This is a genomic window from Alteromonas sp. AWQ4_252, from assembly GCF_056158205.1.
The window spans coordinates 4,312,252-4,326,360 of the sequence record NZ_JBSWSV010000001.1 but is presented as its reverse complement, the minus strand read 5'-3'; the positions used below and the strand labels follow the sequence as shown (position 1 = coordinate 4,326,360).

Genomic DNA, 14,109 nt, shown 5'->3' with positions numbered 1-14,109 from the left:
ATCCTTTTAGCCTTTTTCAGAAGTATAAAGGATGCTCATTAAATGTACTAGCCAGCTTTTCTATTCAACTAAAAAGCAAAATTCCGCATACCGTTACTGAATTTATTCAGAAAATGACAGGTTGTGTTGAGATTGCTTTAGTATCGCGCTCAATGAGATTACAAGGGCAGTGCAACATTAACACGCAAAAAAGCAACCTTGATTGAGACTTTTCATAAAAATAAACGCCTGTCAGTTATCTTATTATTTACATTAATGATAAATAAGCTTAACGCACAGGTAATTATGAAACTGTTCTTTTCTTGTATTTTTCTGACCATGGCTGCTTCGCTATCAGGTTGTAGTAGTGAAAGTACTTCTACCCAAAAAGATTCATTGCCAGGCAATGAAGTCGTCTCTGGCAAAGATGTGAAGTTCCTTAATTTCACGTATTCCACGCCACAGGGCGTGCCAGACGATAGTGAGGGCCAGTACAGCAATCCTGTTTTGCCTGGTTTTTATCCAGACCCTTCAATTACAAAAAAGGGGGAACATTATTACCTCACCACTTCGTCATTTGGTTACACTCCTGGACTACCAATATTCCGCAGTCAAAATCTTACCGACTGGGAGCTAATTGGATATGGGCTTAACCGGGCTTCACAAATGGAGTTTGCAGAGGCTCGTATGTCCAGGGGAATATTTGCGCCGACTCTGCGTTATCACGACGGACTTTTTTATATTATCACTACCTCAGTAGGGAACGGCGGTAACTTTATAATTACTGCAAGCAATCCTGAGGGGCCTTGGTCTGAACCGATTTGGTTACCTGAGGTGGGGGGCATTGATCCCGATTTATTTTTTGATGATGACGGAAGAGTTTACATTACCCATAATGATGCTCCTCCTGGGGAGCCTCTTTACAACGGGCATCGGGCTATCTGGCTTTGGGAATACGATCCGGAGAGGAAACAAGTGCTGGCGGACAGTCAGAAGCTGGTGGTTAATGGCGGAGTGGATATTTCCAAAAAGCCAATTTGGATTGAAGGCCCCCATATTTATAAAATAAACGACTGGTACTACTTATCTTGTGCAGAAGGAGGTACCGGTCCCCAGCATTCTCAGGTTGTTTTTCGTACCCGCTCTCTGGACGAGCCTTTTGTTCCTTATGCCAAAAACCCCATACTCACCCAGCGCGATCTCAAATACCCCCGGCCAGATGCAGTAGATAATACTGGTCATGCTGATTTCGTCCAGACCGACAACGGGGAATGGTGGGCTGTTTTTCTTGGAACGCGACCCTACGACAAAGATCTATACAACACAGGTAGGGATACATTTTTATTGCCGGTGGAATGGAAGAATGGCTGGCCACACATATTACCGGCAAATACGCCTATACCGTCTAAAGTAGAGCGGCCCTCAGGTACGGCAAAGCAAGACGGTATGCAATTCTATGAGTGGGCAGACAACTTTGATAATTCTACATTGGATTTACGTTGGCAAACACTCCGTACGTTTGACAGAAACTGGTTATCAGTTGAAAGTGGGTCGTTAGTTCTCTCACCTCAAACAGCGCCTTTATACAGTAAAAAGCCTATCAGTTATGTGGGTGTGCATCAGGCGTCAGCTTCTTTTTCAGCCACTACAACCATGCACTTGCCCAAAGATAAGGCTGTAAGCGCCGGCCTGGCGGCCTTCCAGAATGCTAATTTCCATTATTTTTTGGGTATGCGACGTAACGCTGACGGTTTCATCGCGTTCGTTGAGCAAGTTGCTGATGGGAAAGTTAACAAAGTCTTCGAAAAAGCACTGACGATACCTTTCGATGAGCCTGTTCACATTAAAATTGAAGGGAATGGAGCCTCGATTGAATTTAGTTACAAACAAGGAGATGAGTGGAAAATTTTGGGCAAGCCGCAGGATGCTACTTTGCTGAGTAGCCAGCGGGCGGGAGGATTTGTTGGAACGACCATTGGGCCACACGCAAGGATCCTGAATGCAGGGGACGTCCTTCAATAACGCCTTTGAAGCAAATACGCGTAATGGACAACAATTTAAGAGTAATTAATGCTTTTAGTAGGGCTTTTATGAAATATTTCGTCTTTCTATCTCTTTATACATTGTCACTTTGCTGTGCAGCTTCTTCTCTATTCGATGGAGAAGATGGATACAGGTTATGGCTGAAATATGAATCGTTGGACAATTCAGCTATTGCCAAGGAATATGTCAGAGAGCTAAGTCAATATCATGTGTATGGTGATTCTGAAACCATGAAGGTCATAAAAGATGAAGTGTCATATGCATTCAGTCACCTGCTTTCCGGTAGTAATCACGTTGAACCACAAGAAGCAAGTCTGCTGATTGCTGCTGGCTCGATGGCAGACCGTATCGCTGCAGATCACGATATTGATATTAAACAGGTTGCAGAGGAGGGCTATGTTGTCAGGAAAGTGCAACATGATGACGGCAAAGCACAAATTCTGGTGTTGGCGAATACCGATACCGGGGCCTTGTACGGTACCTTTCGACTGCTGAAAGAAGTACAACTGCAGACTCCTACAAAAGCATTCAATATTATATCTGCACCAAAAATTGAATTAAGGGTGCTAAATCACTGGGACAATTTAGATCGGCATGTAGAGAGAGGCTACGCCGGACAATCAATATGGGACTGGCATAAACTACCCGAGTACCGATATCAGCGGTATATTGATTATGCACGGGCAAATGCGTCTATAGGCATCAACGGCACAGTACTTAATAATGTTAATGCAGATCCGCTCATACTCACTCCTCATTACCTCAAAAAAGTAAAAGCATTGGCAGAAATATTCAGACCGTATGGAATGAAGGTGTATTTATCAGTGAAGTTCAGCTCACCTCAACTCATAGGTAATTTGCCTACCTCAGATCCGCTAGACCCCAGCGTACAGCAATGGTGGAAGGATAAAGTCGCTGAGATTTATGCCGACATTCCCGACTTTGGTGGATTTTTAGTTAAAGCAAACTCCGAGGGACAACCCGGGCCCGGAGATTTTGGGCGAACTCATGCACAAGGCGCAAATATGCTTGCCAGGGCGCTTGCCCCCTTCAACGGAAATGTAATGTGGCGGGCATTTGTTTATGCCAATGAGAAAGGGGAGGAACGATCTAAACAGGCGTATTCAGAATTTACCCCTCTGGATGGTAAGTTTGATAAAAATGTTTTGGTTCAGGTAAAAAATGGACCGATTGATTTTCAACCCAGAGAGCCCTTTAGTCCCTTGTTCGGCGCAATGCCAAAAACACCTTTGATGATGGAATTCCAGATCACCATGGAGTATTTGGGTTTTAGTACTCACTTTGTTTACCTTGGCCCTATGTACGAAGAAGTTCTGCAGTCTGACACCTATGCGAAAGGGCAAGGCAGTACGGTGGCAAAGGTTGTTGACGGAGAGTTATTCGACCATGCTATCAGTGGTATGGCTGGTGTGTCGAATATTGGTACCGATAGGAACTGGACAGGCCATATTATTTTGCAATCTAACTGGTACGTGTTTGGACGTATGGCGTGGGACCCTGAAAGCCGAGCGGCAGAGGTAGCAGAGGACTGGGTCCGCATGACGCTGAGCCATGAAGACGACACTGTATCTACCATCAAGGAAATGATGCTGGCCAGCCATCAAACAGTGGTAGACGTAATGACGCCATTGGGTTTACATCACATCATGGGGGCCGGTCATCACTACGGTCCTGGTCCCTGGGTAGATTTTCTTGGACGTGATGACTGGAATTCGACCTATTATCACCGGGCTGCAAAAGACGGTATTGGGTTTGATCGCTCACCTGATGGTGTGAATGCCACAGCACAATACTTCTCTCCCCTCAACGAACAATGGTCAAACCCCGGGACAACACCAGACAACTACTTACTCTGGTTTCATCATCTTCCCTGGGACTACGTCATTGATTCCAGTGGCCGGGAACTCTGGGATGAACTAGTTTACCGGTATTACAAAGGTGCAGAGCGCGTCCGCGAAATGGCCAGGCAGTGGGATGGATTGGAAGGGCAAATTGATCCCTTACAATTTCGCCAGGTACAGATGGCACTGGATATTCAGGAAAAAGAAGCCATATGGTGGCGAGATGCCTGCGTGCAATATTTCCAGCAGTTTTCTAAGCGTCCTATACCAGCGGCGTGGTTTACCCCTGAATATTCTCTCGATGAACTGAAAGCCAGATCATTTCCTTATGCTCCAGGGCAAGGATAAAGTGTGCTTTATAAAGTTTAGCAGTATTTAATTTTCTAAGGAGATGGTCGATGAAAATTATCGACGCTAAGGTCATTGTGTGCTCACCTGGCCGCAATTTTGTAACACTAAAAATTGTTACTAATGAAGGGTTGTATGGCATTGGCGATGCAACACTAAATGGCCGGGAATTGCCTGTTGTCAGCTATCTTGAAGACCATGTTATTCCAACCCTGATAGGAAAAGATCCTCAGCGTATTGAGGATATCTGGCAATTTTTATATCGCGGCGCTTACTGGCGGCGCGGACCCGTCGCTATGACAGCTATTGCCGCAGTTGATATCGCATTGTGGGACATTAAGGCGAAAATGGCTAATTTACCGCTTTATCAATTATTGGGAGGACGGAGTCGTGATAAAATAATGACCTATACCCATGCTGACGGAACGTGTATTGAAGCCACCCTCGATGCAGTCGGCAAAGCTATTGATGCGGGTTATCAGGCTGTGCGAGTGCAATCGGGGATCCCTGGCTTAGCGAGTACATACGGTGTTGCTAAAGACGGTAAAAAATACGAACCTGCTGACGCTGAACTCCCCTCCGAAAGTGTGTGGAGCACGCAGAAGTACCTGAACTTTGCGCCGAAGCTTTTTGATGCAGTGCGCAGTCAGTATGGCAACGATATTCACTTACTGCACGACGTTCATCACCGGTTAACTCCCATTGAGGCAGCGCGGCTCGGAAAAGAGCTGGAACCGTATCATTTGTTTTGGATGGAAGATGCCGTTGTTGCAGAAAATCAGGATAGTTTTCGACTGATCCGCGAGCATACAACCACACCTCTGGCTGTGGGAGAGGTGTTTAACTCCATTCACGATTGTCGCTCGTTGATACAGAATCAGTATATCGATTACATTCGCTCTACGTTGGTACATGCCGGTGGGATTACTCAAATGCGCAGACTGGCTGACTTCGCAGGTCTGTATCACGTTAGAACCGGCTTTCATGGTGCAACGGATTTATCTCCAGTCTGTATGGGCGCGGCGTTGCATTTTGACTATTGGGTACCAAATTTCGGTATTCAGGAGCACATGCCGTATACAGAGGAAATGGAATCTGTATTTTCGTTCGATTATGAGTTCAACAAGGGCTTCTTTACTCCCGGAGAGTCGCCTGGACATGGCGTAGATATTGATGAATCCCTGGCGAAAAAATACCCGTACAAACGTGCCATGTTGCCGGTTAACCGGTTGGAAGATGGTACGCTTTGGAACTGGTAGCCTACATCAATTGGCGACGATTTTATGAGGCGCAGTACTGGCGAATAAACGCTTGGTGTTCGGGTAACTTGGCAACCCTTTGCTGAATTTCCTGGCGGCCTTTCGCCATGGCTGCGGAAAGTTGCTCGTCAGACATCATTTTGGCGACAGGGTGCCATGATAACGGCAGCAGGCCCTGACCAAGCATCACCTGTGACCATGAATCAACGCGGAATAGTTCGCCGTCTTTTTGCATGGCATGACCATGCTCTTTAAACAGCGTGATGCGCTCAGCCAAGGTGTCGGGGATCTCCATTTCTTTACACGTTTGCCAGAAGGGTGTGTCACGTCTCTCCGTCACGTGATAATGCAATACGATAAAATCACGGATTTTTTCAAGCTCTGTTTGAGTTTGTTCATTATATGCATTGCGTAAGTTCGTCGAATCGCTGCAAAAGGGGAACAATTGCATGAGCCGTGTGATACCCATCACAATCAAATGAATACTGGTCGATTCCATTGGCTCTACAAAACCACTGGATAGCCCGATAGCCACGCAATTGTTTTGCCAGGCTCGAAGACGCCTGCCCGTAGTGAATTGTATGCGTCGCAATGGTTGCAATGGTGGGGTACGCAAAGCCTGCTCAAACTGGGCCTCAGCCTGTTCATCACTTAAATACCTACTGCTATAAACAAACCCATTACCCATCCTGTGCTGAAGAGGAATTTCCCACCGCCAGCCAGCACCATGAGCTGAAGCAACTGTGTAGGGTCTAATCGGCGGGGAGAGTTCGGTTTGTACCGCTAATGCGCGGTCGCAGTGCAGCCAGTGAGACCAATCTTCGAAGCCAACATTCAGTGCTTCTTTAATAAGTTTGGCTTTGAAACCGGTACAATCAATAAAGAGATCAGCCTTAATATAACCTTGTTGTTCAAGCGAAAGAGCTTCAATATCGCCGGAGGAGCAAATGGATACGTCCTTAATATTGTCGACGATATGTCTCACCCCAGACCCTACAGCGAGTTTTTTTAAGAAAGTCGCGTATGCACCGGCGTCGAGATGATATGCATAGTTTAATGGCGAATTTTGAGCTGACGTGTAGAACTTGTTTGCTTTTGCGGCTTCCAGCTCCAGGCAGTAACTTCCATATTCTCCTGCAATACCACGTTGATGCGCTTCTCTCCAGAAGTGGAAAAAATCAGCGAGCCAGCTGGACTGACCTGTTTGACCAAAGGAGTGGATGTAGCTTGTTTGTGTATTGCCGAATTTTTCAAACTGAATCCCCAGTTTAAAGGTGGCTGAGGTGGCACGCATAAAATCAGCTTCGTTGATGCCGAGTAGTTGATGAAAAACCCGAAGTGGAGGAATGGTGGCCTCACCCACTCCAATGGTGGGAATATCTGACGATTCTACCAGCGTTATATCGAGTAGCGGCCCCAATTTCTTTGCAAGTGCAGCCGCTGTCATCCAACCTGCTGTGCCGCCGCCGGCAATCACCACGCGAAATTTTTCTGTTGTCTGATGAGTAAACATAACCGGGACCTATTGATTTAACTGGCGTATAAGGAGGGCTCTGAGTTGTCTTGCAGTATTTTCATCAAGGGTTGCAAGTGGTCCTCTTGCCGGAGCGGGAATATGAGTTGTGCTGCAGTCACCGTCAGAGAATATATAATAGTCAAACAGGGCTTTCCATGCAGCTTTTTCGTGGTTTGGTTTATCTCTGATAGCGAGTATGCTGTGAAGCAGAGCGCCCATACCGGCAGCCAGATGTGCCGGAGCCATGTTCCACCAACAGTTGATCATAACGTTAAAAGGATGTAGTCCTTCAACCTGATGCCACCACATCGAAGGAATGTAGATCGCATCACCAGGTGCTAGCGTAACGTCGTAGCCATTCTCACGGGCGGTGGCAAACTGGGGAAATTGATTTAAGTCAGGGTGATGTATATCTACCAGAGTGACAGGCTGACCTCCCGGCGTAATATGCAGCGGCCCTGGGTAGAGATGTTGAACAAGGTCTGGAGGAAACAGATTGAAACGCCTCTCACCAGCGACGCAGCAGGCAATATTTTCCAGCGCATCGAAATGCGCACACGCAATTGAACGGTTTCCCATCCAAATGCTTGTAATAGGGGCAGCAGCGTCAGGATTAGTAATTGGTGGTGGCAAAGTCAATGAATGCTCTCGTTGCAGCCCGGGAAAGTGGCTGTGTAACTGATTTGAGGCGATATACCTTGAAGGCGGGAATTCTTCAGTCAACGTATTGGCGATATCGTCCAGCATAACCGCAACGTCACCGCGTATACTGTCATAGTTTAATTGCGTCATATCAGGACCGTAAGCAAAACGCCCCTTAACACAAGGCGGAGCCTGGTAAATCATCGTGGGTTTACCGTTATAGGCGTTTTTTATCCTTTGCATAAGACGTGGTGTGTCTGATGCGTCTTTCACAGCAGGCCAGGATTTAATTAAACCACGCATAACCAGAGGGGTACGCTGTGCAATCAAGTCAGCAGGGAGGGATGTCGGGGTTGCGTTATTGATTTCCCGAACTGGTTTCCAGGCGGTTTTATTCACGTTTGGCTGAACTCCAAAGCATTTTTCATATCTATGAGCCAGTTAATATTTGCCAATGACGATTGCAGAAAAACAATATAGTTCAACCAGCCCTTTTTATGCAGTTCAAACAGCGTGCTTTCCGGCAAGGCTGCAAATGTTTCAGCACAAATTGTTTCGTAACCTTCGATAGAAACCTTGGTTCCCGACTGTAAAGTGATTGAAAAATTGACGGGTTTAACCAGCTCTAAGTGTTCCAGTTTGCGGAAGAATAGCGCGGCGTCTTCTTGTCCGTTGTGCAACCTTTGCAGTGTGGAAGCTACTTTTTGAAGGTAGCTACTTTCACCACCCTGAGGCAAAAATACCTGAGTACCGGAATCCACGTCTGCACAGATCCTCGGATGGTCCATATCCACGTGTACAACGGGTTCAGATTTGCCATTTTGGTGCTGGTATCCAATCATAAATGGGCCTTTCGCCACTATCGCTGGTACATATCGGGCCATCCAGCTGCCGGCTGCAGGGGGGGATGGATAATGCTCGTTGAGATAGAGATTTTCTTCTGCAGAGAGCCCGAGTAGTGCCACCGACTGCAAACCGTGAGTCGGATGTCGGCGCAGTAATATTGGATATTCTTTGTGTAAATCGTCAAATTCAACAGGAAAAGTTAGCACACTGCCAACGTTATCACCATATTGCGTGCTGTAGCGAGTGAAAACCCGCAGTGCTTTATGGCTAATGTTATTGAGTAATTGTAAATTTGCCATAGGGCGTCCATTCGCGTAGATAAAGCGTCACGGCCGATCAAACACACCGACCGTGACTACCTGCTCGGTGACATCAGAACTTGTATCGAGCTCCAAGGTGGTAACGCGCTCCTAAATCCTCCAAGTACCACAACTGATTTTTCGTACGGCCATGCTCGCGGCGATCTTCTCCGGTAATATTTATGCCTTCAATGAACACTGTCAACTGTTCATTAACGTCGTAACTCACGTTGGCATCAATTTGCGCATAGCTTTCAACATAAGTCGGGTTATTCGAGCCGCGATAGTTAATACGATTCAGGTACTGGTCACGCCAGTTATATGCTACCCGAGCGGTCAAACCATCTTTGTCATAAATAAAAACAAAGTTGGCGGTATCACTCAAACCTGCCAGCGCAAACTGAGAAACATCGGGGCTGCCATTGTTGTCGAAACCTATATCTCCGCGAACCAATGTATAGTTTGCCTGGAATCCAAAACCTGATTCGCCGAAAAAGTGCTGTAAGGCAACTTCCGCACCGTACAACTTCGCTTCCCTGTTGTTTTGCGGCAGACTCGTCCTGAATACCATTTCCGGGTCGCCCTCTTCTGGCACGATGTCCCATCCCGGGGTTTCGCCTAATTGCAATAATTGCTCTGCTGAACCGGTATAGTCATCAGCACCGTTGGGAAAGGCTTCGGGATGTTCTAACAGTACCATCATGGCAAAGAGGGATGTATCGTCGACAGCAAAACCTCTGTCTCTTAGGGCATCTGCTGCAGCTAGTGCACGGGGGCCATTGGTCTGATCAAGAATACCAAAGAAACTTCGGTCTTCTTGTCCTGTACCGATGAAATTAGCTACCCGTTTTTCGAAGAATCCAATAGAGGCGTAACTATTTTCTTCAAAATACCACTCTGCTGACACATCAAAGTTATCTGACTCCAACGGCAAAAGTGCAGGGTTAGACGAGCTCGCAGTAGGGCGGGTGCCATTTAACGTAGACCCTGATGTACCGAAACCGCTGGGAGAAACCCGTAAATCACCGTATCCGGCTCTGGCAATGGTTTTACTGTAAGAAAATCTCGCTTTTACGTCATCTGTTAACATGATATCGAAGTCAAAGCTGGGGAGCAGGTGATCATAGTTTGCTTCGACAGAAAGTGGGATCGTATCTGTGGTAGGATCAGTGTACAAACTGAAGTCGTTGTTGTTTTCCCATATGAGGTAGCTTGGTGGCGTTACCAGAGATGTAGAGGTAACATCGGTGGTTTCATAGCGAACACCGGCCAGCACATTCACCGGCATGTTGCCCAACTCGCCGCTCAGCATGACCTGGAAATAGGCAGCCATGGTGTCTTCTTCCACCACATCGTTAGTTGAGAAAACATTACTAACACCAAAATAGTTTGCGTCTGACGGATACAGAGCAATTCCTTCACGGGCTAATGCGATGGGGTCAGCAATAAAGCCTAAACCCTGACTTTCCCCGGTATCAAAATCTTTGAATAACCCACCTACATCAATGGGTTGAAGGAGGCCTTCTGAAAATTCGCCAGGGTTCGCTATTCCCCAGTTTCCCAACGTCATATTGTCGCCGGCAGTTTGCCGCGCTGTCATTTCCATAGCGCGGGTTTCTACGCCAAAGTCAATCTCCCCACTATCGAACATCCATTTGCCATCCAGCTTTAACTGATTGATTTCGGTTTCCTGTGAAGCATGGCGAAATCGAAGAATCGATGATCCGACGTCGCCGGCATCAATGACGCCATTGCCGTTTCCTCTGTCACTGTCATCGTAGACGTTTCGATAAGTGGGCAATTCGGTATCAAACCACCATTCACGGGAGGTGACAGTAGGTGCACCTATACCAACTGCAATTTCTCCGGAAGCAGCATTATCACTTGGACCGCTGGGTAAACTTTCCATTTTTGAACTGTGTGCATCAAGGGTGAACATAAGGTTGTCAGAGGCAAAATACTCAAGGTTTATGCCTAATGAATTCAACGTGTTGGTTTGTTCTCGCCATTGTTGCTCATAGCCTTCGTCCACAGTGCCTGGGTAAGATTCTGCGATGTATATAGGCGTAGCAACCGGACCATCATCAAACACTACTGCTGTAACATTTGACCCGTTTTGTACCCAGTTGGTGATTTCGCCGCGGTGCTCCTGAATATCATTTTCAGCGTAAAGATAATCAAACGTCGCCACAAGGTTGTCCGATGCGGCGTACTGTAAGGTCAGTTGAGCATTGGTACGTGTCCTTTCTGTATCTGAAAATGCATAGCGTATATCGTTTGGACGGGCATAGAGCTGGCCCACATCAGGCGCATTTTCATAAATATCCCCGCTGTTGTTAAACAGCGTATCCGGATCGTTTGGGTCGCCCCATGTGCCAATATTCCAATCGTTTACAGTTGCACCCACGTAACCTGAATGTCGCTCCTGTAAACTGCCAGTCAAAGACACGCCGAATTTGGCGTCTTCGTCGGTCCAGCTTATCAAACCAGACAATTCTGGCGTGACATCATCACCGACCCTATTAGTGGTGTCGTGGACGGCTTTCACCCCCACAGTTGAACGAAAACCGGGAGTATCGAGGGGGCGGGCGGTTCCGATATTGACTGTTGCTCCGATGCCTCCCGTGGCAATGCTGGCCTTACTCGTTTTGTAAACTTCAACGGAACGTATCCCTTCGGATGCCAAGTTGGCAAAATCGAAAGCACGTGTACTGCCGCCTCGGGTTGTTCCGTCAGCACCACTACCACCACCGTAGGTTTGCGCAGCAGGCATCATACGGCCGTTGAGGGTAATCATATTATTACCACCACCGAACCCTCTTACGGTGATTTCGTTTCCTTCCCCATTTGTGCGGCTAATAGAAACACCGGTTATCCTTTGTAGAGATTCCGCAAGGTTTGTGTCGGGAAATTTGCCTATGTCTTCCGCGGAAATTGCGTCTACAACACCCATTGATTGCCGTTTTATTAACGCGGCTTCTGCGAGGCTAGACCGCAGCCCTGTAACCTCAATAACTTCCACAGGGTCTTCAGTTTGTGCGATTGCCGGTAATGCCACTACAGTCCCGAGTACAACAGAAATTGCTTTGGTCACCATCGATTGCCTGAACGTGTGTGTTTTGTCCATGATCTGAGTCCTAATGAGATGTGCCTGGTACATTTCGTTTACATTTTATTGTTCTTGCTGTCTCCAGAGGCTATTTCTACATGCAAGGCCTACCAGGCATGTCAGCTTACATTAATAACTTGTTAACAACGTGTAAATCTTTTCATTTAGAACAGATAAATAGCTATTATTTTTTTTTACATCTGGCGTGTTTTTTTTGCGCGGCGGCGACCGCGCAAACAGAGAGACAATTTTAGAGTGTCATGGGAATTTCAAAGGGGGCTGCAGGTAATCCTTCCGGGCTGAAAATCGACACCTCAGGATTATTTGCCCACGCGTACCGTACCTTTTTAGGCTCGATTAATGTCGAGTGATTCAGGTACACCTGTTTGTCCTTTATGGTTGCTTTCGCCCAGATAAACTGACCATCTTCGCCGGCAACGGCAAAGCTGTGTGCTAACGTATAAGCTGACGGCGACGGGTCCAGTTTGGTATCGAAAGTGAGCAGCACGCCATCGTCCAGTTGTTTCACTGATACTACTTTCGGGCCTCTGTAACGGACAGGCTTGTTGTAAATCAGGTGTTGCGCCGCAAGTGCAGCTCTGTGTGCGGCTTCGCGTTTGTTCACCGGGTGAATGTCGTTCCATTCACCAATGTCAATTGTAACAACTAAAGCGGTGTTGTCTGTCGACGCTGCCTTGGCTTGTTCCTGACGTAATTCAGCCCAAGTGCTCTCTTCTGGCTGTGTTCGTCGCTCCATAAAGTTCGTGAGTTGAACGATAAAAAACGCTAATTCTGGCTGGCGCCAGCGGCTTCGCCAGTGAGACATCATCTTTGCGAGCTTATCAGCATAACCGTTGGGGCTCGAGGCATTAGATTCTCCCTGATACCAAAGAACTCCGGACAGCGGGTAGTGGGTGGCTGGGGCAATCATAGCGTTAAATAACCCCATGGGTTTCCAACGAATGAAAGTAGTAGACGGTGTTTTTTGGGTTTGGTGTGACACCTTGTACTTCCAGCTACCACTAAGCGATATACCTTCACTTTCGCTTTTACCGAGAAAATATGGTTTGTCAGTAACAAAACCGCTGGAACCACCGTTAGAAGTCACCCTGACTGTAATGACATTATCACCTTTGCTAAGAGCGGAAGCCGGCACGGTGTAACGCCTTGGCGGGTATTGATATGTGGTGTTACCGATTTTAACTCCATTTACCCATACCTCATCGGCGTCCACAATGCGACCTAGCCGTAATATAAACGAAGTATCAGGGGCAGAATTAAGATGAACGTGTTTTCTGAGCCACCATACGCCGGCAAATCCTTCTTCAAAACCGGGTAAGTTGGCTGGCATTTCTATAGTTTGCCATCCGTCATCATTGAAATCTGGTCGATACCATGGGTCGGGGTTGAGCCCTTTGTCATTTTCATTTAGTGCCTGATACCAAGCGTCTATTGCAGCTTTCTCCTTATTTTTGGTCGCTTCAATATTCCCTGGCTTTGCGAAATAATCACCAGCGGCCATAGCTTCAGGGTAAGCAATTAATATTTCTCTGGCCATCCATGCTTCAATAGGAGAACCTCCCAAAGCAGCATTAATAATACCGATAGGGACGTTTTCTGACAGATGCAGTTCCCGTGCGAAATAAAACCCCAAAGCTGAAAGCTTTCTTATATTCTCTGGCGTGGCCGTTGACCACTTGCCGCCTGAATAATCGGTGTTTTCGACATCGAACCGATAAGTGTCAGGTACAGTGAACTCCCTGATGCGAGGAAAATCCGCGTTTTCAACATCCTCGGGGTAGGCCTCTTCTACTCTGGACATAGTCAGCTCCATGTTGGACTGCCCTGATGCTAAGAACACATCGCCAAAATAGATATCAGAAATGATTAACTCTTCATCGCCCATGATTTTCAGTGTATGAGGGCCCCCTGCAGCTTGAGCTGGCAGAGAGACTTGCCACTGATTATCCTTTACGGTGGTTTTACCCACTAAAGTGCTGTTCAGCCACACAACGACCGAAGTGCTTTGAGCTGAACCACTCACGGGAATAGTATGACCGCGTTGCAGTACCGCGCCGTCAGAAATTAGTCGATGAACAGTTACTGCCTGAACGGGCCAACAAACCAATACAAACAGATACAAAATAGCTCGCGCCATGAGGCCTCCTTGTTGTTTAACGATGCAAGTTTTCCACTTATGAATGGT

The 14,109-nt window shown here is 47.0% G+C and carries 8 protein-coding genes; 3 read left to right on the top strand and 5 right to left on the bottom strand.

Going from position 1 to position 14,109, the window contains the following annotated elements:
• Positions 1-285 precede the first annotated feature (285 nt).
• The 3 genes from ACXACM_RS18910 (at position 286) to manD (ending at position 5,491) form a co-directional block, all read left to right on the top strand.
• On the top strand, positions 286-2,001 hold the full coding sequence (locus ACXACM_RS18910) for a glycoside hydrolase family 43 protein (protein WP_474823693.1): 1,716 nt from the start codon (positions 286-288) through the stop codon (positions 1,999-2,001).
• Between the two features lie 68 nt (positions 2,002-2,069).
• Positions 2,070-4,232 (top strand): alpha-glucuronidase family glycosyl hydrolase, encoded by a 2,163-nt coding sequence (locus ACXACM_RS18905; RefSeq protein WP_474823691.1) that lies wholly within the window; start codon positions 2,070-2,072, stop codon positions 4,230-4,232.
• 50 nt (positions 4,233-4,282) lie between these two features.
• Positions 4,283-5,491 (top strand): D-mannonate dehydratase ManD, encoded by a 1,209-nt coding sequence (gene manD / locus ACXACM_RS18900; protein WP_474823689.1) that lies wholly within the window; start codon positions 4,283-4,285, stop codon positions 5,489-5,491.
• 22 nt (positions 5,492-5,513) lie between these two features.
• On the opposite strand, the gene ACXACM_RS18895 is transcribed toward manD, so the two are convergent.
• The 5 genes from ACXACM_RS18895 to ACXACM_RS18875 form a co-directional block, all read right to left on the bottom strand.
• Positions 5,514-7,004, bottom strand: coding sequence for a tryptophan halogenase family protein (locus ACXACM_RS18895; protein ID WP_474823688.1), 1,491 nt, complete (start codon positions 7,002-7,004; stop codon positions 5,514-5,516).
• A 9-nt stretch (positions 7,005-7,013) separates the two neighbouring features.
• Entirely contained in the window at positions 7,014-8,048 is a 1,035-nt protein-coding gene (locus tag ACXACM_RS18890; RefSeq protein ID WP_474823687.1) for a cupin-like domain-containing protein, read from the bottom strand.
• Positions 8,045-8,794: a SapC family protein gene (locus ACXACM_RS18885; protein ID WP_474823685.1), complete on the bottom strand. Its 750-nt coding sequence runs from the start codon at positions 8,792-8,794 to the stop codon at positions 8,045-8,047. Before ACXACM_RS18885 ends, ACXACM_RS18890 begins: the two co-directional genes overlap by 4 nt.
• 73 nt (positions 8,795-8,867) lie before the next feature.
• Positions 8,868-11,921, bottom strand: a complete 3,054-nt coding sequence (locus tag ACXACM_RS18880; RefSeq protein WP_474823684.1) for a TonB-dependent receptor — start codon at positions 11,919-11,921, stop codon at positions 8,868-8,870.
• 232 nt (positions 11,922-12,153) lie between these two features.
• On the bottom strand, positions 12,154-14,061 hold the full coding sequence (locus tag ACXACM_RS18875) for a sialate O-acetylesterase (RefSeq protein WP_474823682.1): 1,908 nt from the start codon (positions 14,059-14,061) through the stop codon (positions 12,154-12,156).
• Between the last annotated feature and the right edge of the window lie 48 nt (positions 14,062-14,109).